At 67.9% G+C, this 22,964-nt stretch carries 24 protein-coding genes; 10 read left to right on the forward strand and 14 right to left on the reverse strand.

Features of this window, described 5'->3' with window-relative positions; translation table 11 throughout:
• The 3 genes from rlmB (at position 1) to ACOAMO_RS02090 (ending at position 3,312) form a co-directional block, all read left to right on the forward strand.
• Complete coding sequence (rlmB, locus tag ACOAMO_RS02080) at positions 1-966, forward strand: 23S rRNA (guanosine(2251)-2'-O)-methyltransferase RlmB (protein ID WP_420175939.1); 966 nt, start codon at positions 1-3, stop codon at positions 964-966.
• Positions 966-1,751 carry a class I SAM-dependent methyltransferase gene (locus ACOAMO_RS02085; RefSeq protein WP_420175940.1) on the forward strand — a complete coding sequence of 262 codons (786 nt, stop codon included), beginning with the start codon at positions 966-968 and terminating at the stop codon, positions 1,749-1,751. Before rlmB ends, ACOAMO_RS02085 begins: the two co-directional genes overlap by 1 nt.
• 109 nt (positions 1,752-1,860) lie before the next feature.
• Positions 1,861-3,312: a glycine hydroxymethyltransferase gene (locus ACOAMO_RS02090; protein WP_420175941.1), complete on the forward strand. Its 1,452-nt coding sequence runs from the start codon at positions 1,861-1,863 to the stop codon at positions 3,310-3,312.
• 76 nt (positions 3,313-3,388) lie between these two features.
• On the opposite strand, the gene ACOAMO_RS02095 is transcribed toward ACOAMO_RS02090, so the two are convergent.
• Positions 3,389-5,152, reverse strand: a complete 1,764-nt coding sequence (locus tag ACOAMO_RS02095; RefSeq protein WP_420175942.1) for a DUF2207 family protein — start codon at positions 5,150-5,152, stop codon at positions 3,389-3,391.
• A gap of 151 nt (positions 5,153-5,303) precedes the next feature.
• Between ACOAMO_RS02095 and ACOAMO_RS02100 the strand changes: the two genes are divergently transcribed.
• Together ACOAMO_RS02100 and ACOAMO_RS02105 are read left to right on the forward strand one after the other, a co-directional pair.
• Entirely contained in the window at positions 5,304-6,425 is a 1,122-nt protein-coding gene (locus tag ACOAMO_RS02100) for a VanZ family protein (RefSeq protein WP_420175943.1), read from the forward strand.
• A gap of 10 nt (positions 6,426-6,435) precedes the next feature.
• Entirely contained in the window at positions 6,436-7,650 is a 1,215-nt protein-coding gene (locus ACOAMO_RS02105; RefSeq protein WP_420175944.1) for a neutral zinc metallopeptidase, read from the forward strand.
• Between the two features lie 100 nt (positions 7,651-7,750).
• On the opposite strand, the gene ispF is transcribed toward ACOAMO_RS02105, so the two are convergent.
• The 3 genes from ispF to ACOAMO_RS02120 are packed head-to-tail and all read right to left on the reverse strand — an operon-like array spanning position 7,751 to position 9,442.
• Positions 7,751-8,227, reverse strand: coding sequence for a 2-C-methyl-D-erythritol 2,4-cyclodiphosphate synthase (ispF, locus tag ACOAMO_RS02110; protein WP_420175945.1), 477 nt, complete (start codon positions 8,225-8,227; stop codon positions 7,751-7,753).
• The gene (gene ispD / locus ACOAMO_RS02115) at positions 8,224-8,943 is read right to left on the reverse strand and encodes a 2-C-methyl-D-erythritol 4-phosphate cytidylyltransferase (protein WP_420175946.1); all 720 of its coding nucleotides are present in this window, start codon (positions 8,941-8,943) and stop codon (positions 8,224-8,226) included. Before ispD ends, ispF begins: the two co-directional genes overlap by 4 nt.
• Positions 8,944-8,956: 13 nt before the next feature.
• A complete protein-coding gene (locus ACOAMO_RS02120; protein ID WP_420175947.1) occupies positions 8,957-9,442 on the reverse strand; it encodes a CarD family transcriptional regulator in 486 nt (161 codons plus the stop codon).
• 252 nt (positions 9,443-9,694) lie between these two features.
• On the opposite strand from ACOAMO_RS02120, the gene ACOAMO_RS02125 reads away from it, so the two are divergent.
• Positions 9,695-10,303, forward strand: a complete 609-nt coding sequence (locus tag ACOAMO_RS02125; RefSeq protein WP_420175948.1) for a hypothetical protein — start codon at positions 9,695-9,697, stop codon at positions 10,301-10,303.
• A 158-nt stretch (positions 10,304-10,461) separates the two neighbouring features.
• On the opposite strand, the gene ACOAMO_RS02130 is transcribed toward ACOAMO_RS02125, so the two are convergent.
• Both ACOAMO_RS02130 and ACOAMO_RS02135 read right to left on the reverse strand, forming a co-directional pair.
• A complete protein-coding gene (locus tag ACOAMO_RS02130) occupies positions 10,462-11,139 on the reverse strand; it encodes a response regulator (protein ID WP_420175949.1) in 678 nt (225 codons plus the stop codon).
• Entirely contained in the window at positions 11,139-12,332 is a 1,194-nt protein-coding gene (locus ACOAMO_RS02135; RefSeq protein WP_420175950.1) for a sensor histidine kinase, read from the reverse strand. The genes ACOAMO_RS02130 and ACOAMO_RS02135 overlap by 1 nt, the downstream gene beginning before the upstream one ends.
• A gap of 206 nt (positions 12,333-12,538) precedes the next feature.
• On the opposite strand from ACOAMO_RS02135, the gene phoU reads away from it, so the two are divergent.
• Complete coding sequence (gene phoU, locus ACOAMO_RS02140) at positions 12,539-13,210, forward strand: phosphate signaling complex protein PhoU (RefSeq protein ID WP_420175951.1); 672 nt, start codon at positions 12,539-12,541, stop codon at positions 13,208-13,210.
• An 81-nt stretch (positions 13,211-13,291) separates the two neighbouring features.
• Here the strand turns inward: phoU and ACOAMO_RS02145 are convergent, their stop codons facing one another.
• Complete coding sequence (locus tag ACOAMO_RS02145; protein ID WP_420175952.1) at positions 13,292-14,041, reverse strand: phosphoglyceromutase; 750 nt, start codon at positions 14,039-14,041, stop codon at positions 13,292-13,294.
• A gap of 82 nt (positions 14,042-14,123) precedes the next feature.
• On the opposite strand from ACOAMO_RS02145, the gene ACOAMO_RS02150 reads away from it, so the two are divergent.
• Both ACOAMO_RS02150 and folP read left to right on the forward strand, forming a co-directional pair.
• A complete protein-coding gene (locus ACOAMO_RS02150) occupies positions 14,124-14,885 on the forward strand; it encodes an SDR family NAD(P)-dependent oxidoreductase (protein ID WP_420175953.1) in 762 nt (253 codons plus the stop codon).
• A gap of 272 nt (positions 14,886-15,157) precedes the next feature.
• Positions 15,158-16,003 carry a dihydropteroate synthase gene (gene folP / locus ACOAMO_RS02155; protein ID WP_420175954.1) on the forward strand — a complete coding sequence of 282 codons (846 nt, stop codon included), beginning with the start codon at positions 15,158-15,160 and terminating at the stop codon, positions 16,001-16,003.
• Between the two features lie 79 nt (positions 16,004-16,082).
• On the opposite strand, the gene ACOAMO_RS02160 is transcribed toward folP, so the two are convergent.
• Genes ACOAMO_RS02160 through ACOAMO_RS02175 form a run of 4 tightly spaced genes read right to left on the reverse strand, consistent with a single transcriptional unit; the run spans position 16,083 to position 19,819 of the window.
• Positions 16,083-16,454, reverse strand: coding sequence for a biotin/lipoyl-containing protein (locus ACOAMO_RS02160; protein WP_420175955.1), 372 nt, complete (start codon positions 16,452-16,454; stop codon positions 16,083-16,085).
• A 25-nt stretch (positions 16,455-16,479) separates the two neighbouring features.
• The gene (locus ACOAMO_RS02165) at positions 16,480-16,734 is read right to left on the reverse strand and encodes a hypothetical protein (protein WP_420175956.1); all 255 of its coding nucleotides are present in this window, start codon (positions 16,732-16,734) and stop codon (positions 16,480-16,482) included.
• A gap of 15 nt (positions 16,735-16,749) precedes the next feature.
• Positions 16,750-18,300 carry an acyl-CoA carboxylase subunit beta gene (locus ACOAMO_RS02170; protein ID WP_420175957.1) on the reverse strand — a complete coding sequence of 517 codons (1,551 nt, stop codon included), beginning with the start codon at positions 18,298-18,300 and terminating at the stop codon, positions 16,750-16,752.
• A 22-nt stretch (positions 18,301-18,322) separates the two neighbouring features.
• On the reverse strand, positions 18,323-19,819 hold the full coding sequence (locus ACOAMO_RS02175) for a methylmalonyl-CoA carboxytransferase subunit 5S (protein ID WP_420175958.1): 1,497 nt from the start codon (positions 19,817-19,819) through the stop codon (positions 18,323-18,325).
• A 123-nt stretch (positions 19,820-19,942) separates the two neighbouring features.
• Between ACOAMO_RS02175 and ACOAMO_RS02180 the strand changes: the two genes are divergently transcribed.
• Complete coding sequence (locus ACOAMO_RS02180; protein WP_420175959.1) at positions 19,943-20,206, forward strand: hypothetical protein; 264 nt, start codon at positions 19,943-19,945, stop codon at positions 20,204-20,206.
• 120 nt (positions 20,207-20,326) lie between these two features.
• Here the strand turns inward: ACOAMO_RS02180 and fbaA are convergent, their stop codons facing one another.
• The 3 genes from fbaA to ACOAMO_RS02195 all read right to left on the reverse strand — a co-directional run bounded on the left by fbaA (position 20,327) and on the right by ACOAMO_RS02195 (position 22,896).
• Complete coding sequence (gene fbaA / locus ACOAMO_RS02185; RefSeq protein WP_420175960.1) at positions 20,327-21,355, reverse strand: class II fructose-bisphosphate aldolase; 1,029 nt, start codon at positions 21,353-21,355, stop codon at positions 20,327-20,329.
• Between the two features lie 166 nt (positions 21,356-21,521).
• Positions 21,522-22,112 carry a hypothetical protein gene (locus ACOAMO_RS02190; RefSeq protein WP_420175961.1) on the reverse strand — a complete coding sequence of 197 codons (591 nt, stop codon included), beginning with the start codon at positions 22,110-22,112 and terminating at the stop codon, positions 21,522-21,524.
• 58 nt (positions 22,113-22,170) lie between these two features.
• On the reverse strand, positions 22,171-22,896 hold the full coding sequence (locus tag ACOAMO_RS02195; RefSeq protein ID WP_420175962.1) for a GntR family transcriptional regulator: 726 nt from the start codon (positions 22,894-22,896) through the stop codon (positions 22,171-22,173).
• Positions 22,897-22,964 lie beyond the last annotated feature (68 nt).

The following is a 22,964-nucleotide window of genomic DNA, read 5'->3' on the forward strand; positions in this document are numbered from 1 at the left end:
ATGGCCGGAAACTCGTCTCGTCGCGGTGCGACCAGCAAGGGCAAGGGCAAGACCGCCGGTTCCGGCGGCCGCCGCCGCAAGGGCCTCGAGGGCCGTGGCCCGACGCCCAAGGCCGAGGACCGTCCCTACCACAAGGCCTACAAGGGCAATGTGAAGCCGGGCACCACCAAGGAGCAACTGGCTCGCCGCCAGGGGGGCAACCGCAGCGCCGCGAAGCCGGCAGGCAAGGTGGGCGCCGAGTGGGTCGTGGGCCGCAACCCCGTCTTCGAGGCCCTGCAGGCCGGGATGCCGGTGAAGAGCCTCTACGTCGCCGAGGGCGCCGAGCGCGATTCCCGACTGGCCGACGTGCTGAAGGTGGCCGCCGAGAACTCGCTGCCCCTGCTGCAGATCTCCCGCAACGAGCTGGACCGGCTCACCGGTGGGGCCGTCCACCAGGGCTTGGCCCTGCAACTGCCGCACTACGAGTACGCCCATCCCGACGACCTGCTCGCGGACTCGCTGGCGGGTGAGACGGCACCGCTGGTGGTCTTCTGCGACGGCATCACCGACCCGCACAACCTGGGCGCCATCATCCGTTCGGCGGCGGCCTTCGGCGCCAACGGCGTGCTGATCCCCGAGCGGCGCAGCGCGTCGATGACCGCCGTGGCCTGGAAGTCCTCGGCCGGTGCGGCCGCGCGCATCCCCGTCGCGATGGCCACCAACCTCAACCGCGCCATCGAGCGCTACCAGAAGGCTGGCTTCACCGTCGTCGGCCTGGCCGGTGAGGGCGACGTCGAGATCGGTGGGATCCCGGGCGTCGACGGCCCGCTGGTGGTCGTGGTCGGTTCCGAGGGCGACGGACTGGCCCGCCTGACCCGCGAGCGCTGCGACCACCTGGTCAGCATCCCGATCACCTCGGCCGTCGAGAGCCTCAACGCCTCGGTGGCCACCTCGATCGCGCTCTACGAGATCAGCCGCTGCCGTTGATGGAGCACCAGCCGGTCCCGGACCACGCACGGCGCGCACAGAGCTTCCAGACCATCGGGCAGCAGTACCACCGGTTGCGGCCGGACTACCCCTTCGAGGTGGTCGAGTGGATGCTGCCGCACAATGCCGCCACGGGCCGCTCCCCACAACGGGTACTGGACCTGGGCGCGGGGTCGGGCAAGCTCAGCGACGTACTGGTGGCGCGCGGGCTGGACGTCGTGGCGGTCGATCCCTCGGCCGAGATGCTCGAGGTGCTGCGCAGCAACCATCCCGAGGTGGAGACGCACGTCGCCGCCGCGGAGGCGCTGCCGCTGCCCGATGACAGCGTGGATGCCGTGGTGGTCGGCCAGGCCTGGCACTGGATGGATCCGCTGATGGCCGGTGCGCAGATCGCCCGGGTGCTGCGGCCGGGCGGCAGCCTGGCGATGGCCTGGAATGCCGACCAGGCCACCGAAGCGTGGCAGCGCGCCTTCGAAGAGGTGCAGAGCGTGCCCCGCGGCATCGAGTTGAACGCCTCCCCGGAGCGCGACCCGCACCCGGGTGAGCAGTTCATGCCCTTCGAGACCACGCACGTCGCGTGGCAACGCACCATGACCGGGGACGACTTCCTGGAGCTGCACAAGACGCACTCGGCCTGGCTGGTGGCCGACCAGGCCACCCGCGACGAACGCGAGGCACGCTGGACGGCCGTGCTGGACCAGGCCGACGCCCACGGTCCGGTACGCATCGACTACGTCACCGAGGTGTGGCGCACCATGCTTGCCTGGGGCGCCGAGCTGGACTGATCCGGCAGCCGCCTGGCCCATACGGGACTGGTGGATGGTCGGCACCGTGGCGGGCATGCCGAGGCGATAGATTGGCCCTGTCCCAGCCGCCTCCCGTTCAGGAGTACCCGTGACCAACGTCGCGTCCACCAACAGCACGGCCGCCAGCGCCTACCGCACCATGCTCGACATCATCGGTGGGGTGGAGCCGCGCATCGCCGAGGCCACCCGCCAGGAGCTGACCGACCAGCGCGAGAGCCTCAAGCTGATCGCCAGCGAGAACTACGCCAGCCTGCCCACCCTGATGACCATGGGCACCTGGTTCAGCGACAAGTACGCCGAGGGCACCGTCGGTCACCGCTTCTACGCAGGGTGCCAGAATGTCGACACCGTCGAGTCGGTTGCCGCCGAGCACGCCCGTGAGCTCTTTGGCGCCGAGTACGCCTACGTCCAGCCGCACTCCGGCATCGACGCCAACCTGGTGGCCTACTGGGCGATCCTCAACAAGCGCATCGAGAGCCCCGAGCTGGAGCGGCTGGGTGCCAAGACCGTCAACGACCTCTCCGAGGACGACTGGGAGACGCTGCGCAAGACCTTCGCCGAGCAGCGCGTGATGGGCATGAGTCTGGACGCCGGCGGTCACCTGACCCACGGCTTCCGCCACAACATCTCCGGCAAGATGTTCCACCAGCGCTCCTACGGCACCGATCCCGAGAGCGAGCTGATCGACTACGACAAGCTGCGTGCCGATGCCAAGGAGTTCAAGCCGCTGATCCTGATCGCCGGTTACTCCGCCTACCCGCGCCGGCTGAACTTCGCCACGATGCGCGAGATCGCCGACGAGGTGGGCGCCACGCTCTTCGTCGACATGGCCCACTTCGCCGGTCTGGTGGCCGGCAAGGTCTTCACCGGCGAGGAGAACCCCATCCCCTATGCCGACGTGGTGGCCTCCACCACCCACAAGTCGCTGCGCGGCCCGCGCGGTGGCTTCGTGATGAGCACCGCCGAGTACGCCCCGTCGATCGACAAGGGCTGCCCGATGGTGCTGGGCGGCCCGCTGAGCCACGTGATGGCCGCCAAGGCCGTGGCCTTCGCCGAGGCCCGCCAGGAGAGCTTCCAGGCCTATGCCCAGCAGGTGGCCGACAATGCCAAGAGCCTTGCCGAGGGCCTGATGAAGCGCGGCGTGAAGCTGGTCACCGGTGGCACCGACAACCACATCAACCTGCTGGACGTCACCAGCAGCTTCGGGTTGACCGGACGCCAGGCCGAGAGCGCGTTGCTGGAGTCGGGCGTGGTCACCAACCGCAACTCGATCCCGAATGACCCGAACGGCGCCTGGTACACCTCGGGCGTGCGGATCGGCACCCCGGCCCTGACCAGCCGTGGCTTCGGCGCCGACGAGTTCGACCGGGTGGCCGAGCTGATCGTCGACGTGCTGAAGAACACCACCCCGGTCACGGCCAGCACCGGCAAGCCGGGCAAGGCCAAGTACACCCTGGCCGACGGCGTCGCCGAGCGCACCAAGGACGCCTCGGCCGAGCTGCTGGGCAAGTTCCCGCTCTACCCCGGTCTGGAGCTCTGAGCCCCACTCCCGGACCGCCCGTGGCTGTCTCCTCTGGCCGAGGAGGCAGCCACGGTTGCGTTGTGGGCGGGGCCGCTCAGCGTCCGAAGAGCTTGCCCTGCACGGTGACGATGAAGGACTCCAGCGACTCGGGCAGGTCCTGCAGGTGCCAGTCGCCGGGCGCGTGGTACCAGGCCAGGTCATGCGGATCCGGGGTCGCGTCGTCGTCGGCCGCGACGATCGCCCGGATCCAGCGTTCCCGGCCGCCCAGCACCACGGTGTAGGGCAGGATCTGCGACAGCTCCTCCAGCTCACGGCCGGCCGGCAGGTTCGTGGTCGGCTGGGTCTGCAACTGCCCGGCCAGTGCCGAGAGACCTGCCAGCAGCGCGGTGCCCTCGGTGGTGCGTCGCGGCATCTGCTGGCCGATCAGCAGGGCGCCCAGCGCCAGCGCCGTCAGCGCAAAGCCCACCAGGCCGAAGGTGGTGAAGACCACCAGCAGCACGGTGGCGATGATCGCCACGGCCAGCGCGGACCAGCCCAGCACCGTCCACCGGTTGCGGGTCTGGTCGGGGTTGCGGTCGAACCAGCCGCGCTGCACCACGTCGGCATAGAGCTCGTCCTGCACCTGTTCCACCACCGGGTTGATGGCCTCGGTGATCTGCGAGACCTGGGCTGGGCGATGGTCGGCCGGGGCCACCGCATCGCGCAGCCGCTGCTCGAAGGGGCGCAGTTCGCCCCGGCCACCCTCGAGACGCTCGAAGGTCCAGTCGAGCGGCTTGTGCGGTGCGTCGGGCAGCTCGATGATCCGCAGCCAGCCGCGCACGGCCAGGTCGAGCAGCGTCGCAGTGATGTCGACCGGGTCGACGTGCTCGTCGGCCACCGTGCCGACATGCCCGGGGCGCACGTCGTGCAGCACCGTGAACTCGCTCTCCCCCGCCCCGACGGGACGGAACTCCGCCACCGGCGTGACGCGACCGCCATGGGCCACGTCGCGGCCGGTGCGGCGGTGCAGCAACCAGAGCAGCGCTCCGCCCAGCAGCAGCGGAAGCAGCGAGGCCAGCAGCGTGTTGCGGTTGACGCTGAAGGCCCGATCGAGCGACCAGTGGTGCTTCACGGTCTCATTCGGCTGCACCAGGCTGCTGGGCAGCGCGAAACCCACCTGCACCACGTCTCCGGCCGCCCGCGGGCCGTCGGTGAAGCTGGGCTGGGGAGACTCGTGGGTGCCCCCGCCGAAGGTGCTGCAGGGGCTGAGCAGGCCGGGGGCACCGGACTCGCAGGTGACGAAGCTGATGGTGCCGGGGGTGTTGATGGTGCCGCTGACCTGCCGCACCGGCACCGACCATCCCTGCAGGAAGTCCCATTGCACCTCGGTGCGCGGGCGCTGGCCCTGCGCGGCAGGGCTCTGGTGCGCCGCCCCCACCACGGTGTAGGAGATGGTCACCTCGCTCTGCCCGGCCGCCTCCGGCACCCGAACCCGGGTCTGCGCGTCGCCCTGGTCCAGCTGCGGGGTCACCTGCTTGGCCCCCACCTTGGCGCTGACCTCATCCACCTGGTGCTCGTAGTAGGCGCCGTCGTCAGCGTCGGTACGGGTCTGGATGGTCTGCGTCAGGTCCTTCGGCGCGCCGTCGGGAAAGTCCAGGGTCTGGTTGACGGTGATGCTGCCGTCGGCCGCCACGACGGCCTCCACCCGGGCATTGGCATCGCTGCCCTCGGCCTTGGCCGAAGCTGCCTGCGGCCCGACGGTCAGCACCAGCGCGGCAAGGCCGAGTGCCGCGACGCGCTGCACGCCGTGGCCGGGGCGTCGCAGGCGCGTGATGCCTCCCGGCTCGACGCTGGGGGTGGTGGACTCGCGCAGGGGCACGGCAGTGGCCTTTCTGTCCGGGAGCTGACCCACCAAGCTTGGCACAGTCCCGCCTCCCGGCACCCGCCCCGCGAGCCCACCAGTCCCTGCTCTGGGCGAACAATCGGCGCGTGCGTCGTCGTCGGGGCTGCCGACTTGCCACACTTGCCCGGTGCTGCAGAATGCCATCAACTCGCTGGTCGCGGGAGATCTCCTCTCGCTGGTGCTGTTCATTCCCATCGTGATCTGGCAGTACCGCCGTTATGGCGAGATCGCCGAGGTGCGACTGGGGCTGCTGTGCGCGCTGCTGGTCTACTGCTCGGCTCTGGTGGCCTACACCATGTTCCCGCTGCCCGCCCCGGGCACGTTGACCGATGCGTGGTGCGCCCGCCGGGTCAGCCTCAATCCCGACCCGCTCGACGGGGTCCGACGGGTGCGGGCGGCCACCCAGGGGCTCACCGCCCGGCAGGCGCTGATGGACCAGACCGTGCTGGAGATCGTGTTCAACGTGGCGCTCTTCGTCCCCTTGGGCTGGTTCGGGCGCCGGGTGCTGGAGTGGCGGGTAGCGACCACCGCGCTGGTGGGGCTGGGGGTCTCGCTGCTGATCGAGGTGACCCAGTTCACCGGTGTCTACGGCATCTTCCGCTGCGCCTACCGGATGGCCGACGCGGTCGACCTGGTGACCAACACCACGGGCACGCTGGTGGGCATCGCGCTGGCGATGGCCTTCCCACGTCTGTTCCCCACCAGCGACCAGCTGGAGGCCGATGCCGACCGCGCCAGAGAGGTGGACAAGGGGCGTCGCTGGCTGGGCATGGTGCTGGATGCCGTGTACTACCTCGTCGCGCTGGCCGTGGGCGGCTTCGCGCTGGCCGTGCTCTTCCACACCCTGGGGTGGGCCTCCCGCAGCAACCCGGCTCCCGTCTTCAACGCGGTGATGTGGCTTGCCAATGGCCTGGCGCTGGCCTTCGCCCTGGTCTCCTTCACCGGCGACGGGTCGTCGATGGGTCAGCGCACCACCTATCTGCGCCCGATGCCGGCCCCCGGCATGGATCGCGCCGACCGATGGCGACGACTGGTGCGCCCCTTCGCGACCCTGGTGCCGGTGGCCGTGCTGGTCTTCGGTCAACCCACCCTGGTGGGTCGAGTGGTTGGCCTGGTGTGGGCGCTGGTTGCCGCCGGGTGGATCCTGTTCTCCCGGCGTGGTCTGAGCGGCACCGTGGCGGGTCTGGACTACGTCGACAGCCGCGGGGCGCGGGCCAGCCGGGCTGAAACTGTCGGACGCGCGGGTTAGTCTCATGGGCGTGACGCAGAATCCGTGGGGCAATCGACAGGCCAATCCCTGGGGTCCGCCGCAGGGCAGCCCGTGGGGCCCGCCCACCGTGCAGTCACGCCGGAATCCCTACGCACGGCCGCAGCAGACGCCCTACCCCAACCCCTATGCCCCGGGCAGTGGTCAGGTGGTCTTCGGCGGACGCCCACCGCAGCGTCCCCGTCGCAATCCTTTCGCCACCCTGTTGAAGGCCCTGATCCTGCTGGCGGTGCTCGGCTTTCTCGGCCTGGTCGCGCTGGGCTGGCTGCTCAGTCAGGTGGTCAGCACCATCGAACTGCCCGAGCCCACCCAGGCCCCCACGCTCAGCCAACCCTCCGCCCAGCCGTCGCTGCCCGAGCGGAGCGAGACCGGCGGCCCCAGGCCGTCGCCCGAGGCGGGCAACTACCAGAACGACGGTTACGTGGTGCCTCCAGTGGACCGCAATCCCCCGGGGCTGCCCGAGCCGGAGACCTATGAGAAGGCCACCGACCTGCTCAAGGCCAATCCCCTCTACGACTCCGACATCCCGAGCCCGGTGCGCTGCGAGATGGCCGAGATCGACGTGGATCGTGCCTCGCGCAGTGAACTGACCGAGCACCTCAACCAGATGATGGGGTGTCTGATGCGGGTCTGGGACGAGCCGTTGCAGCAGGCCGGTTTCCAGGCGGTACGTCCCAGCGTGACGGTCTATTCGAACCCCGTCACCACCAAGTGCGGCAAGCTGCCGATGCAGAACGCGGTCTACTGCGGCGCTGACCAGCAGGTGTACTACGCGCAGGACCTGCCCCGGGTGATTCCCCGGGAGCTGCGCGATTCCCGCTTCATCACCGAGAGCGTCGTGGCCCATGAATTCGGTCATGCGGTGCAGGCCCGAAGCGCGATCCTGGTCTCGGAGCTAGCCTGGGAGGAGAAGTCCAACAAGTCGACGGCACTGCAGCTGAGTCGCCGGCTGGAGGTGCAGGCCGACTGCATGGCCGGCATGTTCTTGGGCTCCATCCAGCAGTCCACCGACATGACCGACGAGGAACTGCAGAATGTCGGCAAGCTCTTCTATTCCATCGGTGACGACGTGCTGACCGGCCGAGCCGGCTACGAGGGCAACCACGGTTCCGGCCAGAGCCGTCTGGCCTGGACCAACCGGGGGCTGCAGAGCACCTCGGTGGCCCGCTGCAACAGCTTCACCGCCCCCGCCGACGAGGTCCGCTGACTGGCGCCCATTGGCCGAGCCCCTCGTTGCCCGCTGGCCGAGCCTGTCGAGGCCCGTTGGCCGAGCCTGTCGAGGCCCGTTGGCCGAGCCTGTCGAGGCCTCAGCCCCGCTGCAGCAGTGCGGTGGCCATCGCGGCCACGCCCTCACCACGGCCGGTGAGGCCCAGCCCGTCGGTGGTGGTGCCCGCCAGACTCACCGGGGCGCCCAGTGCCTCGGACATGACCTGCTCCGCTTCAGTACGACGGGCGGCCAAGCGGGGACGGTTGCCGATCACCTGGACGGCCACATTCCCGATCTCGTAGCCCGCCTCGCGCACCCGACGGGCGGTCTCGGTCAGGAAGGCGACACCGCTGGCACCTGCCCACTGGGGTTCCGAGGTGCCGTAGTTGCTGCCTAGATCTCCCAGCCCGGCAGCACTCAACAGGGCGTCGCAGATGGCGTGGCAGGCCACGTCTCCGTCGCTGTGGCCGGACAGGCCCCGTGGCTCGTCGGGGAAGTGCAGGCCGGCGCACCACATCTGCTCGCCCTCGACGAGCTGGTGCACGTCGACGCCAATGCCGGTACGGAAGGGAATCACGGGTTCTCCTGGAATGCATTTGCCGCCATCTGGCGGCGCTGGGTCGCGATGGCGTTCGCCACATGGATGTCGAAGGGCTCGGTGACCTTCATCGCCTCGCGTGCCCCGGCCACCAACAGCACCGGGTGCCCCGCTGCCTCACAGACCGCCGCATCATCGGTCACCTCAAGACCTTGCAGGGCAGCCTGCTCATGACTCTCGCGCAGCGTGGCCAGGTCGAAACCCTGGGGTGTCTGCACCGCCACCAGTTCGGAACGGTCGACCACGTGCGACGAGACTCCCCTGGCCCGCCGAATGCTGTCGATCACTGGTACCACCGGGATCACACAGGCGGCCCCCTGCGCCACGGCCTCGTGCACGCTGCGGACCACGTCCACGGGCACGAAGGGTCGGGCCGCATCGTGCACCAACACGATGCCCTGTTCACCAGCGGCTGCCAACCCGTTGGCCACCGAATCCTGGCGGCGCGCACCGCCCACCACGATCTGCAGGGGCACGGAGACTCCCGCCAAGGCCGCCCGGAAGTCGTCGACGAGCGGGGCAGCCACCACCACGACCACTCGCTGGCAGCCACCGGCCACCATCGCCTCGACCGACCAGCGCACCAAGGGGCGGCCGTCGATCTGCACCAGGGCCTTGGGGACCTCGCCCCCCAGCCGGGAACCAGAACCGGCCGCCACCACGAGGGCGACGACCGGTCGGTCAATCATCTGCATACCGGGGTACTGCTCAGGAGGCCAGGACTTCGTCGAGCATGACCTCGGCGCGGTCCTCCTCGACCTTCTCGGCCAGTGCCAGTTCGGAGACCAGGATCTGGCGCGCCTTGGCGAGCATCCGCTTCTCTCCGGCCGACAGACCACGTTCCTTCTCACGGCGCCACAGGTCGCGCACGACCTCGGCCACCTTCATCACATTGCCGCTGTGCAGCTTCTCGAGGTTGGCCTTGTACCGGCGCGACCAGTTGGTCGGCTCCTCGGTGTGCGGAGCACGCAGCACGTCGAAGACCTTCTCGAGCCCGTCCTGGTCCACCACGTCACGGACACCAACCAGGTCGAGGTTGCACGCCGGCACCCTCACCACCAAGTCGTTCTGACCGATGATGCGCAGCACCAAGTACAGGCGGTCCTCGCCCTTGATCTTGCGGGTTTCAATGTCTTCGATGACAGCAGCCCCATGATTGGGGTACACCACCGTCTCACCGACCGTAAAAGTCATATTCTCTGCTACCCCTTTCCCACAGGCCATTCTAGCACGGGGCCAATTCACGCCGATTCGTATCGCTGCTAGTCACAGGCCAGTGGAAAGCGCTGCAGAACCTTGACAAGAATGGCACAATGTGCCGTGGGAGTCGTCTCGCAATGGTGGCGAGCGGCATCTGCACCCACCCCACCACATGGTCTGACGGGCGCCACGGACAGAAAGTGGCTAGTCTGATCGCATCCGGACACCGAAAAGGAACTTCTGACGATGAGCATGCCTGCCAACGCCGCCCGACTTCGCCCCGTCGCCGTCGCCTCCGCCCTGGTGCTGGGCCTTGGAATGGCAGGGTGTGCGAACTACGAGACCATCGAGCCCTACCAGCCCGCGGCCGGCATCCAGACCGACGCCCCCGGCGTCAAGGTGCGCAACCTGATGGTGCTCAGCGAGGGCGACTCGATGCAGCTGGCCGGCACGCTGATCGCCGACGCGGACGACAAGCTCGAGAAGATCGCCGGCACCGCGCTGAAGGCCAACTCCGACGAGGCAGGCCCGCTCACCGTGGCCTCCAAGACCATCGAGCTGCCCGCGGTGGAGCGCGTGAACCTGGCCGACGAGAACATCAAGGTCACCGGCGACGACGTGAAGCCCGGCGGCATGACCAAGCTCTCCCTCGACTTCGCCAAGGCCGGCTCCCTGGAGCTCACCGTGCCCGTCGTCGACGCCAAGTCCGCGGGCTTCGCCTCGGCCAGCAGCGAGGCGAGCAGCAGCCCCTCCGCAGAGGCCAGCGCTGCCCCGAGCGCGTCGGCCAGCGCCACTGCGAGCGAGTCGGCCAGTGCCGCTCCGAGCGCTTCCCCCAGCGCAACCCCCAGCCGCTGACCGGAGGCCCAGAAGCGCCCCAGCGGCTGCTCTCCCCGCTGTTCGTTCCGGTACGCAGCACAGAGCAGAAGAATCCCGCCACGAACTTCGTGGCGGGATTCTTGCATCCAACTTCCTGAATCCAGTCTCCGGACTCCAGTCTCCTCGGTCCGGGGGGCTCAGCCCTCGAACTTGTAGCCCAGGCCGCGCACCGTCACCAACAGCCGAGGACTGGACGGGTCCTTCTCGATCTTGGCGCGCAGGCGCTTCACGTGCACGTCGAGGGTCTTGGTGTCCCCCACGTAGTCGGCGCCCCAGATCCGGTCGATCAGCTGCCCACGCGTCATCACCCGCCCGGAATTGCGCAGCAGGAGCTCGAGCAGTTCGAACTCCTTGAGCGCCAGCCGGATCGGCTCGTTGTCCACCGTCACTTCGTGCCGCTCGACGTCCATCCTCACCCCACCGGCCTCGATCAGTTCCGGGACCAGCTCGGATTCCTGGCCGCGACGCAAGACGGCACGGATTCGCGCCACCAGCTCACGATGACTGAAGGGCTTGGTGACGTAGTCGTCGGCGCCCAGCTCGAGCCCCACCACCTTGTCGATCTCCGCGTCGCGCGCCGTCACCATGATGATGGGCACATTGCTGCGGGTGCGCAGCTGGCGGCACACCTCGGTCCCGGGCATGCCGGGCATCATCAGGTCGAGCAGCACCAGGTCGGCACCCATGCGCTCGAATTCGGCCAAGCCCTGCATGCCGTCGGCAGCTTCACTGACCTCGAAGCCCTCCTTGCGCAGCATGTAGCCGGTCGCCTCGCGATAGGATTCCTCATCCTCGATGATCAACACGCGCGTCATCATGACCGCCTTTCGGAATCAGTACTGCTTGCCGCAGCCAGAGGCTCGGCGGCATTGTCGGAATGGGTGGGAAGACGAAGGGTGAACGTGGAGCCTTGGCCCAGCTTGCTCCACACGTTGACCGAGCCGCCATGGACGGCGGCGATGTGCTTGACGATCGACAGGCCCAGACCGGTGCCGCCGTTCTCACGGCTGCGACCATAGTCGGCCCGGTAGAAACGTTCGAAGATCCGCTGTTGGTTCTCCGGCGAGATGCCGATGCCGTTGTCGGCGACGCTGACCTCCACGTACTCGTCGTCATCGTCGACCCGGCGCTTGGTGGTCACGACCACGCGCGCCCCGGGATCGGAGTAGACGATGGCATTGGTGACCAGATTGGCGATGGCCTCCACCATCTGCTCACGGTCGCACAAGACCTGCATGGCCTCGTCGCCGGCCCGCACGAGGTTGATCTCGCGCGCCTCGGAGAGCTCCTGACTGCGGTCCAGTGCCTCGTCGATCAGATCCTGGACGCGGGCCGGCTCGGCCCGCAGCATCGGATCGTCCGACTGCAGGCGCGACAGGTCGATGATCTGCGAGACAAGGGCCGACAACCGAGTGGATTCCCGCTGCAGCCGGCCGGCGAAGAGCCGAACCTCCTCGGGATCGTCGGCGGCCTGCTCGACCGCCTCGGCCAACAGGGAGACCGCGCCGATCGGGGTCTTCAGCTCATGGCTCACATTGGCGACGAAGTCACGTCGGGTCTCGTCCACCCGCAGCAACGGGGTGCGATCCTCCACCAGCACCAGCTCGGTGCCGTCGCCCATCGGGCCGATGCGGACGTTGAGGTGCAGGGTGGGAGCACCGATACCGCGGGAGACGGTGGTGTCGAAGACGATGGGCTCACCGCTGCGTCGCACCTCACGGATCCGGTCCAGCACCTCCAGGACCATCACGCGGGTGCCCCGGCACATGCCCAGTGCCCGGGCCTGGGGATTGCTGTGCAGCACCTCGTCATGGGGGCCGATCACCAGGGCCGCGGTGCGCAGGAGGTTGACCACCTCCACCACCTGTGGCTCCACCAGTGTCGGCTCCGTGGGCGCCGGCTGCTCCACCTCTGCATAGCGCTGCTCGGAGCGCCACCAGAGCAGTATCAGGGTGGCTCCGAGGACGAAGCCGAGCACCCCCGCCAAAGCCCCCCAGACGAATGTCATCACCACCCCAGCATATGGCCCCGATCAGGGGTTTTGGGCGCTGGCTGAACCCACGGGGAACAAATCATTTCCCTACTGTTCACCTGTACAACATCCCGCGGCTGCATCCCGTCCCCCACCGCTTCCTAGCGTGATGCGCGATGCCTGCGCCCAGAGGTGGCAGGATGTCACCACGCGAGACTTTGCATCCCAAGGAGGCACCACTGATGCGCGAGAGCTACCACGAAGAACTCAACGACGTCGTCAACCAGCTGGTCAGCATGAACAACAACGTGCGGACCGCGGTGCACGACGCCACCGAGGCCCTGCTGAAGGCAGACCTGCAGACCGCCGAGCGGGTCATCGCCGACGACGAGCGTCTGGATGCCATGTACGAGACCCTCGAGAAGCAGTGCTTCCAGCTGCTGGCCCGTCAGGCACCCGTGGCCGGTGAGCTGCGCACCATCGTCTCCGCGCTGCGCATGATCTTCGAACTGGCCCGCATGGGCGACCTGGCGGCCCACATCGCCAAGATCGCCCGTCTGCGCTACCCCGAGCACGCCGTCCCCGAGCCGCTCGTGGCCAACTTCGAGCGCATGGCCGAGCTGGCCGACCACATGATCTCCTCCGCAGGCCGCACCCTGGGTGACCGCGACATCGACGAGGCCGCCAAGCTGGCCGAGCACGACGAGGAGATGGACGAGCTGCGTCGCGAGCAGTTCAAGGTACTGCTGGCCGACGACTGGCAGCACGGCGTGGAGATGGCCGTCGACGCCGCCCTGCTGGGCCGCTACTACGAGCGCATCGCCGACCACTCGGTGGCGATGGCCGCCCGCATCATCTACGTCATCACCGGCGAGAGCCCCGAGGGCGAGGACTGGCCCGCGGTGGCCCGCTGACCTCTACAGCCGCCACGACACGGCACGAGCCCGATCCCCTTGGGGATCGGGCTCGTGCCTTGTGCGTCCGGGGTACCGGGACTACTTCTTGCCCTGGTTCTTGACGGCCTCGATGGACGCCTTGGCGGCCTCCGGATCGAGGTACTTGCCGCCCTTGGTGACGGGCTGGAAGTTGTCGTCGAGCTCGTAGAACAGCGGAATGCCGGTGGGGATGTTCAGTCCGGCGATGTCGTCGTCGCTGATGCCGTCCAGGTGCTTGACCAGCGCACGCAGCGAATTGCCGTGAGCGGTCACCAACACGGTCTTGCCCTGCTCCAGGTCGGGCTTGATACTCGACTCCCAGTAGGGCAGCATGCGCGCCACGACGTCCTTGAGGCACTCGGTCTGCGGACGCTCATCCTCGGGGATCTCGGCGTAGCGGGGATCGTTGAACTGGCTGTACTCGGCGTCCTTGTCCAGCACGGGCGGCGGGGTGTCGTAGCTACGACGCCACTGCATGAACTGCTCCTCGCCGAACTGCTCGCGGATCTCAGACTTGTCCAGACCCTGCAGCTTGCCGTAGTGGCGTTCGTTGAGGCGCCAGCTGCGCTCCACCGGGATCCAGTGACGGTCGCAGCCGTCCAGGGCCAGGTAGGCGGTGTGGATGGCGCGACGCAGCAGCGAGGTGTGCAGCTTGTCGGGCAGCAGGCCTTCCGACTTGAGCAGCTCGGCAGCCTTCTTGGCCTCGCCGACGCCCTTCTCGTTGATGTCGACGTCCACCCAGCCGGTGAACAGGTTCTTCTGGTTCCATTCACTCTCGCCGTGGCGGAGCAGGATGAGCTTGTAGGTCATGCCACCACCCTACCGAGCCACGATGACGCCGGGGGCGTGGGAGACCCTTGAATCACCTGGCGGACCGCTGTTGGATTGGTGCATGACTTCCTCCACCCAGACCAATGCCCCGCTGGCCCTCGTCACCGGTGCAAGCTCCGGCATCGGCGCCGCGACGGCACGCTTGCTGGCCCAACAGGGTCACCACGTGATCTGCGCCGCTCGCCGCAAGGACCGCATCGAGGCCCTCGCCCAGGAGATCGGCGGGCGCGCCGTGGCCTGCGACGTGACCGACCCGGATCAGGTGGCCCAGCTGGTCGCCGAGGTGGGTGACCAGCTCGACGTGCTGGTCAACAATGCCGGCGGCGCCATCGGCCTGGAGCCGGTGGGCGAGGCCGATCTGGATGCCTGGGAGACCATGTACCAGGTCAATGTGCTGGGCACCGGACGGGTCACCAAGGCGCTGCTGCCGGCCCTCGAGGCGGCCGGGGGCATCATCGTCTTCGTCACCTCGACCGCCGCCGATGCGGGCTACGAGGGCGCAGCAGGCTACTGCGGCGCCAAGGCCGCCGAACGTTCCATCGTCGAGACGCTGCGGCTGGAGCTCTTCGACAAGCCCGTCCGGGTCACCGAGATCTGCCCCGGCATGGTGCACACCGATGAGTTCAGCCTGACTCGCTTCCACGGCGACCAGGCCAAGGCCGACAAGGTCTACGCCGGCGTCGCGGAGCCGCTGGTGGCCGAGGACGTGGCCGACGCGATCGTGTGGATGGCCACTCGCCCCCGCCACGTGAACATCGACCGGATGACGATTCGTCCGCGCGCCCAGGCCTCCCAGTTCAAGGTGCACCGCGAAGGAGCCTGACCCCCGACGTGGGCAGAAAACATCAGTGGCGAGGCCCGAAGGCCTCGCCACTGACTTCTGCGTTCTCGCGACGGGCCTCCCAGCCTGTCGCACATCCCCCACTTGGATGTAGAACCCCAACCACCGTCGCCGGTGTCGGTCAACTAGAACGTACGTCATAGTGGGGGTCATTCGAGCCGTCCGAGCCCGCCAATCAGGACTCCTTCAGCAGCCGCCCCGGCCGCCTCGTCCACTCCCCTGCGGAAGGACGCGGACTGGCCTAGGGTCACGGTGTGCACAGCATCGTTCCCGCAGGCCGCGTCGCCGTGATGGCCGTCGTCAACCGCACCCCCAACTCCTTCTACGAGGGGGCCCGCACCTTCGGCTTGGAGGCTGCCCTGGGTGCCGCCCGCAGCGCCGTCGACCACGGCGCCGACTGGGTGGACATCGGTGGACTCCCCTTCAGCCCCGACACTCCCCTGATCGGCATCGACGAGGAGATCGAGCGCGTCGTTCCCGTGATCAGCGGTCTGCTCGCCGAACGCGAGGTGGTGGTCTCGGTGGACACCTGGCGTGTCGACGTGGCGCGTGAGGCCGTTGCTGCCGGGGCCCGCGTCATCAACGACACCTCGGGCCTCCACGACCCGGCCATGGCCCAGCTGGCCGCAGAGACAGGGGCAACGCTGGTGATCTGCCACTGTCTGGGAGAACCGCACACCCACGTGCCGCGGCCCCGCTACGCCGACGTGGTGGGCGAGGTGGCCGACTTCCTCGTGCGGCGCCGGGACCTGGCGCGCAGCCACGGCGTGCGCGACGAGCAGATCGTGCTGGACCCTGGCCACGACCTGACCAAGAACACCCGGCACAGCCTTGCCATCACCCGCGACTTCGATCGTTTCGTCGAGCTGGGGCATCCCACCGTGGCGGCCGTGAGCCGCAAGGACTTCCTGTCCGAAGCGCTCGACCTGCCCAAGGCGGAACTGCACGACGCCTCGGTGGCCGCGGCCAGCTGGTGCATGGCCCTGGGGGCGCAAGTGATCCGCATGCACGACGTGCGTGCCGGCGCCCGGGCGGCCCGTCTGGCCGAGGTGATCCGCGGCTCCCGTGAGCCCCTGGGACCAGCCCGCCACAACGTCTGACAGCCCAAACCGGGGGCTCAGGAAATGCGACGACGGGGCATCCCAACCGGGATGCCCCGTCGCCACGGGTTCTACAGGGTCAGACCAGCTCGATGAGGGGCTGTCCGCCCTGGACGGCCTGTCCGGCCTCCACGACGATGGAGCCCACCTTGCCGTCGCCGGGCGCGGTGATCTCGGTCTCCATCTTCATGGCCTCGAGCACCACCAGCACCTGTCCGGTGCTGATCTCGTCGCCCTCCGACACCAGGATGCGAGCCACCGAGCCGGCAAGCGGCGCGACGACGGCATTGCTGCTGGCGGCGGGCATCGAGGCGGTGCCCTTGGTGGGGGCTGCCAGCGGGCCGCCACCACCGATGACGATCGGAGCGAGAGCGGCGTTCTGCTGCTCGTCCTCCTCCACCTCGACGTCGATCACATATTCCTGACCGTTGACGGTCACCTTCAGCTTCATGTCAATCTCTTTCGAGTGTCTGCGGTCAGTTGACCGAGCGGTTGTGGACGCGGCCGCGGGCCTCGGTGGACCAGCTGTGGCTGCTGCGCAGACGCACGGCCTTGACCGTCGCCTTGTGACCCAGGAACGCCGCCACGGCAGCCGAGATGGCCACCATCACGTCGTCGGGAATGTGCTGATTGGACTCCAGGGTGGACACCCGGCTCTCGAGCGCCTCGAGGCGTTGCGAGAGCTGGGCGACCAGTGCCTGCAGGTCAGCAGTGCTGACGTCTTCTGCCATTGTCATCTGCTCCGATCAGGCCGGCGAGAGGCCGTGCTTCTTGGCCGGACGCAGCTGCCGCTTGCTGGCCAGCACCTCCAGGGTCAGGGCGATCTGACGACGGGTGTCCGCGGGATCGATGATGTCGTCCACCTGGCCACGCGCGGCGGCCATGTAGGGAGTGGAGAAGGTCTCGCGGTATTCCTCCACCAGCTCGGCCTTGCGCTTGTCCGGATCCTCGGCCTCGGCGATCTCGCGACGGAAGACCACCGCTGCGGCGCCCTCGGCACCCATCACGGCGATCTCGGCGCTCGGCCACGCGAAGACCTTGTCTGCACCCAGGTCCTTGGAGCACATGGCCAGGTAGGAGCCGCCGTAGGCCTTGCGCATCACGATGGTGATCTTCGGCACCGTCGCGGCGGAGTAGGAGTACAGCATCTTGGCGCCGTGACGGATGATGCCGCCGCGCTCCTGGGCAACGCCCGGCAGGAAGCCGGGGACGTCGACCAGGTTGACCACCGGGATGTTGAAGGCATTGCAGAAGCGGATGAACATCGAGCCCTTGTCGGAGCTGTCGATGTCGAGCACGCCCGACATCACCGACGGGTTGTTGGCGATGAAGCCCACCGTGCGGCCCACGACGCGACCGAAGCCGACCACCAGGTTCTGGGCCCAACCGGCCCGCACCTCGAGGAAGTCGCCGCGGTCGACGATCTCGCGAATGACCTCGCGCACGTCGTAGCCCTTGTTGCCCTCGTCGGGGACGATGTTGCGCAGCTTCTCGTTGGGCTCGACATTCTCGTCGGGCTCCACGATCGGCGCCTCTTCGGCATTGTTCTGCGGCAGGAAGCTGAGCAGCTTCTTGGCGATCAGCAGGGCCTGCTCGTCGTCGTCGGCGACGAAGCTGACCACGCCGGAGGCCATCTGCGCGTCGGCACCGCCGAGCTCGTCCTGGGTGACGTCCTCACCGGTGACCTGCTTGATCACGCCGGGGCCCGTGATGAACATGTGGGCCTTGCGGGTCTGGATGATGAAGTCGGTCAGGGCCGGGCTGTAGACCGCGCCACCGGCGCAGGGGCCGGCGATGATCGAGATCTGCGGCACGACGCCCGAGAGCAGGACGTTCTCGTAGAAGACCTTGCCGTAGCCGGACAGCGAGTCGATGCCCTCCTGGACACGGGCGCCGCCCGAGTCGTTGATGAAGACGAAGGGCGTGCCGGTCTCCAGGGACTTGTGCAGCGCCTCGGCGACCTTGATGTTGTGCGTCTCGCCCGCGGAACCACCGGCCACGGTGAAGTCCTGGCTGGCGAAGTGGATGGGGCGGCCCAGCACCGCGCCGGCGCCGGTGATGACGCCGTCGGCCGGCATGTCCGCCTTGTCCATGCCGAAGTAGGTGGTGCGGTTGCGACGGAAGGCTCCGTCCTCGAGCAGCGTGCCCTCGTCGAGCAGGGTGTTGACGCGCTCACGCGCGGTCATCGACCCCTTGGCGTGCTGCTTCTCGATGCGCTTCTCGCCACCGCCGGCCTCGACGCGCGCGCGCTCCGATGCCAGCTTCTCAAGGCGATCTGCCATTGTCTGCTTTGCCATTGTCTGTGTGTCCTATTCGCGATCAGGCCGGCTCGACCTTGACGCTGTGCGAGCGCCCGTCGAAGGTGACGTTGTACTGGATGGGGCCCTGGACGGCCTTGGCCTTGCCAGCCGCCACCTCGGCCTCCTGCTTCAGCTGCGCCTCGGTCTTGCCCACATTCTTCGGGCCGTCCTGGCGGGAGGCGAAGAACTTGGGGGCGACACCGGGGAACATGGCGTTGGTGAGCACGTCCTCCTCGGAGCCATTGAAACCGGGCAGCGCCGCGGCATCGGACTCCAGCTTCTCCCACTCGGGCTCCAGCAGGTCGGCCGGACGGGTGGTGATGACGTCCTTCTTGGTCTGTGCCTTGGCCAGCTCGATCACCTCGGCATTGCGCTCGCCGATGCACTCGCCGTAGTAGCCGAGCATCAGGTCGGCGAACTCGCCGGTCATGACCTTGTAGCGACCCATCAGCACGTTGAAGACGGCCTGGGTGCCGACGATCTGGCTGGAGGGGGTCACCAACGGCGGGTAGCCGGCGTCCTTCTTGACCAGCGGCACCTCCTCCATGACCTCCTTGATCCGGTCGCCCGCGCCCTGGGCCTTGAGCTGGCTCTCCATGTTGGAGAGCATGCCGCCGGGGATCTGGCTGCGGAAGATGTCGGTGTCCACCAGGGTGGCCGACTCGAATTCCTTGTACTTGGGGCGGATCTTGGAGAAGTGGTCACGGATGGAGATCAGACGATCCATGTCCAGGCCCGTGGTGTACTCGGTGCCCTCGAGCATCTCGACGAGGCTCTCGGTGGGGTTGTGGCCCGGGCCGAGCGACATCGAGCTGATGGCGGTGTCGACGACGTCGGCGCCGGCCTCGATGGCCTTCATCAGGGTGACCAGGGTCACGCCGGTGGTGGAGTGGCAGTGGACGTTGATCTGGGTGTCCTCGCCGTAGGTCTCCTTGATGCCCCGGATGATGTCGTAGGCGGGCTGCGGCTTGAGCAGGGCGGCCATGTCCTTGAAGGCGATGGAGTCTGCGCCCATGTCCAACAGCTGGCCGGCGAGCTTCACGTAGCCCTCGGTGGTGTGCAGCGGAGAGATGGTGTAGCAGATGGTGCCCTGGGCATGCTTGCCGGTCTTCTTCACGGCCTGCATGGCCTGGGCCATGTTGCGAGGATCGTTCAGGGCGTCGAAGACGCGGAAGACGTCCATGCCGTTCTCGGCCGACTTCTCGACGAACTTCTCGACGACCATGTCTTCGTAGTGACGGTAACCCAGCAGGTTCTGGCCACGAAGCAGCATCTGCAGCTTGCTGTTGGGCAGCAGCTTGCGGAAGGTGCGCAGACGCTCCCACGGGTCTTCATTGAGGAATCGGATGCAGGAATCGAAGGTGGCACCGCCCCAGCACTCGACCGACCAGTAGCCGGCTGCGTCGATGTCGGCACATGCTTCGACCATGTCTTCCATGGCCATGCGGGTGGCCATCAGGCTCTGGTGCGCGTCGCGGAGGGCAACCTCGGTAACGCCAATTTGTCGCGGACTCATGGGTCCATCCTTCCACGTCGCGGTGGGCGGCGAAAGGGCGGGGTCCCCATTAGGTCTGACCTCTCAAAGTCTTCATATCAAGGTATTTCACCGCCCAGAGCCACCCCATGGAAGACTGTTCGCATGACCCGTGAACTCCAGATGAACGACTGCACAGGCAAGTGCCAATGGCAGCCGACCGAAGAGGTCAGCGACGGCCATCGCGTCTTCGCGTGCAGCGCCTGCGGCAGCGAGTGGACCAGCGACCAGGGCTGGAGCCCGCGCAATGCCGATGGCCAGGTGCCGCCCGAGGTGACCGCCGAGAAGGCCGCCGCCACGCCCCGCACCGTCGCGGCCCAGCCCCCTGTCACCGAGGGCCACGGAGGCAGCAGCGTCGGCTCCTGGTGAGCCCGCCCAGCACGTCCGGCAACCGGCACATCCAACAACCGGCACATCCAACAACGCGGCGACGGCCGGCTCCCCAGCGGGAACCGGCCGTCGCCGTGTGCTGTGTGACGCGAAGCGCGATCAGTTGGTGTGGGTACCAGCCGAACGCAGCTGCTCGCAGGCCTGCACGATGCGCTCGGCCATGCCGGCCTCGGCCAGCTTGCCCCAGGCGCGGGGGTCGTACATCTTCTTGTTGCCGATCTCCTGGTCGATCTTGAGCACGCCGTCGTAGTTCTTCATCATGTGGTCCACGACGGGACGGGTGAAGGCGTACTGGGTGTCGGTGTCGACGTTCATCTTCACCACGCCGTAGTCGACAGCGTCGGAGATCTCCTGATCGGTGGAGCCGGAGCCACCGTGGAAGACCAGGAAGAAGGGCTTCTCGTCGGTGCCGTACTTCTCGGAGACAGCGGCCTGCAGGTCCTTGAGGATCTCGGGGCGCAGCTTCACGTTGCCCGGCTTGTAGACGCCGTGCACGTTGCCGAAGGTGAAGGCGGTCAGGTAGGAGCCCTTCTCGCCCAGGCCGAGAACCTCGGCGGTGCGCAGGGCATCCTCGACGGAGGTGTACAGCTTGTCGTTGATCTCACCAACGACGCCGTCCTCCTCGCCGCCGACGGCGCCGATCTCGATCTCGAGGATCTGCTTGTTGGCCATGGTCTTGGCCAGCAGCTCCTCGGCGATCTGGAGGTTCTTCTCGATGTCGTCCATGGCGGAGCCGTCCCACATGTGGGAGTTGAAGATCGGGTCCTGGCCCTTGGCGACACGCTCGGCCGAGAGGTCCAGCAGCGGACGGACGTAGCCGTCGAGCTTGTTCTCGGGGCAGTGGTCGGTGTGCAGCGCGACGTTGATCGGGTAGTTCTTGGCAACCTCGCGGGCGTAGTCGGCCAGCGCGACGGCGCCGGTGACCATGTTCTTGATGCTGGGGCCCGAGCCGTACTCGGCGCCACCGGTCGAGACCTGGAGGATGCCGTCCGAACCGGCATCGGCGAAGCCCTTCAGAGCAGCGTTGATGGTCTGCGAGGAGGTGATGTTGATGGCGGGGTAGGCGAACTTGCCTGCCTTCGCCTTCTCGTACATCTCGGCGTAGACCTCAGGAGTTGCGATGGGCATGCGTGCCTCTTTCTCTGGGAAACGGTGTTGCTCACTGCCATTCTTCCAAAGATGCCCACCGCCCGCAGCACTGGGGGCCAAACGAACGGCGACACCTGCACCAACCCTACGTGTCGGGGTGAAAGCCCTACTCAGGATGCGGACCCCGCCCGGAATGGGGCCCGGCTCAGAAGATGCGATCGAGGCCGGACAGGTCCAGGCCGTGACGGCCGGCCGAGGTGGCCCGCACTCCCCCGTCGATGGTCCCCGGCAGCGCGTCGAGGAAGCTCAGCGGAACCGACCAGACCTTGCCCTGCCGGGCCTCGACCACCAGCTCAGGGCCTGCCGCCAGCTTCAGGCCTGCAACCCGCAGGGCCTTGACGTCATCCCAGTCCAGGTCGAGCACGGCCCCTTCCAGGGTGTGCAGACGCAGGCCGGATCGGCCCGACTCCAGGGCCGGCCCCTGGGAGATGCGCCCCAGGTTGCGTCGAGCCTGCAGCAGCCGGACCAGGGTGACCAGCAGCCGCACCGCCCCCAGCGCGACCAGCACGATCAAGACCCAGGGCATTCCCCACTTCTCGCGCTGCCACCACCACAGGCCACCCCACAAGGCCAGGCCCAGCACGAACCACAGCGCCGACTGCCACAGCCGCGACGCGAGCTGCGCCACCGCATGGGCCATCGGAACCGGGTTGTAGGCGACGACATAACCGGCCTCGAAGGGAGCGGCGGGGGTGTTGACCGGCCCACCGGAACCGGGAGGCGTGTTCTGGCTCATGGCGCCATCGTATGACCCGGCAGGCGCGGCCCATGAGTGCACGAGCCGCGCGCCGGGTTCAGCGGATCTCGTCGCGAGGAAGCAGGGTGGAGTGGATCCGGTAACGGTCAGCGCGGTAGCGACTCACCGAGTGCTCCACGGGCAGCCCATCGGCATAGGTGACGCGCTCCTGCACCAGCAGCGGAGCCCGACGCGCAATGCCCAGCACCCTGGCATGGTCGGCCTCGGCGGCCTCGGCGTGCACGCTCTGCTCACCGCGGGTGGCCTCGATGCCATAGCGCTCGACCATCAGGTCGTAGACCGCCTCCAGGGGATGGTCGAGCAGCCCCGGGAACTGGGCACACGGGTACCAGCCGATCTCGTGGGCCATCGGGGTGCCGTCTGCCAGACGCAACCGTTCCAGCCGGACCACCGGGTCTCCCGGCTCAATCTCCAGGGCGTCGGCGACCTCCGGCGCGGCAGGCTCCTGGTGTGCGGAGAGCACGCGGGTGGCGGGCACGAGGCCACGAGCCCGCATCTCACGGCTGAAGCTCATCAGGTGCAGTCGGCTCTCGATCCGAGGACCGGTGACATAGGTGCCCTTGCCCTGGGTGCGTTCCAACAGTCCCTCGTCCACCAGATCGGCGATGGCCTGGCGTACCGTGACCCGGCTGACCCCCAGTTGGGAGACCAGCTGGCGCTCGGAGTCGAGCACGTCACCGGCATGGAGGTCTTCCCGGATTCGCTGCTCCAGGATTTCGCGCACCTGGGCTCGCTTGGTGGTGATGGCCTTGTCGGCGTCCATCAGGAAACCTTCCTCGATAGCCCACCAGACAAGGTGGTCCCATTATCGTACCAGTGGGTTCAGTGGCA

The sequence above is a fragment of the Luteococcus struthionis genome (assembly GCF_048595755.1).
Taxonomy (GTDB): domain Bacteria; phylum Actinomycetota; class Actinomycetes; order Propionibacteriales; family Propionibacteriaceae; genus Luteococcus.